Here is a 964-nt window from a genome sequence, read left to right on the forward strand (position 1 = left end):
AGATTAGTAAAGCTTTGGGTATGAACAATCATGAGTTCCGAGAGTATTTGAGAAATATTGGCGTGAAGATTAGTACTAGGAGGAGCAAGGGATGAAATACGGAATCTTCATACCTGGATTACCAGGACCGTTAGAAACTTATGACAGTATGTTTGAAGCTTATGAGGCTGCTAAATACGCCGCTGAGGAAACAGATATATTTCATGAAGTCAAGGAGGTTAAGGAATGAATCTACAAAAATTATTTGAGATACAAGCAAAGTTAGATGCGCATATCGTTCAAGAAAAAGGTTTGGAAGGACAGAATTTGCTAGATGAAAAGATACTTGCGCTGCAGGTGGAATTAGGTGAACTTGCCAATGAATGGCGGGGGTTTAAGTTTTGGAGTGAGGATCAGGAGCCAAGAACATATAAGTTTGTCGAATTAGATGCTCATCAGGTCAGAAAATGGAACCCACTCCTGGAAGAATATGTTGACTGTCTTCACTTTATTTTGAGCATTGGATTGGAATTAGGTGTAACGGATGTCGACATTTCAGAAATGGGAGATTTCACACAAGAGACGACAACTAGAACTTTCATTTCAATTCAAGGCGACATAATAGCGATTGATGATGACTTAGAAACATTTAAAGTTAAAGAATATGCATATGAAAATTATAATCTCCTGCTCGCTAGATTTCTGGGATTGGGAGAATTACAGTTAGGATTCACTTGGGAACAAATTGAACAAGCTTATCTTGATAAAAATAAGATTAATCACGAGCGTCAAGCTAACGGATATTGAGGAGGTATAGCATGAGCGGAACCGATGTACAGAAACGTAAGAACCACCTTATCAAAGAGCTGCACCGCATGGAAATCTATCAAACTAGCGATGGAAGAAATATAGACGAAGTAAGACTATATACACTCGAATGGACTTATATCGAAGCCTTAAACGGGGTAGTGAGAAATGCGAGCTA

The 964-nt window shown here is 38.6% G+C and carries 2 protein-coding genes; both read left to right on the plus strand.

The window, feature by feature from the left end; translation table 11 throughout:
• Window positions 1–91 precede the first annotated feature (91 nt).
• Entirely contained in the window at window positions 92–229 is a 138-nt protein-coding gene (locus IEX29_RS26365) for a hypothetical protein (RefSeq protein ID WP_188738864.1), read from the plus strand.
• Entirely contained in the window at window positions 226–786 is a 561-nt protein-coding gene (locus IEX29_RS26370; protein ID WP_188738866.1) for a dUTP diphosphatase, read from the plus strand. The genes IEX29_RS26365 and IEX29_RS26370 overlap by 4 nt, the downstream gene beginning before the upstream one ends.
• The last annotated feature ends 178 nt before the right edge of the window (window positions 787–964 follow it).

This window comes from Oceanobacillus neutriphilus, assembly GCF_014645515.1.
Lineage (GTDB): Bacteria > Bacillota > Bacilli > Bacillales > Amphibacillaceae > Oceanobacillus > Oceanobacillus neutriphilus.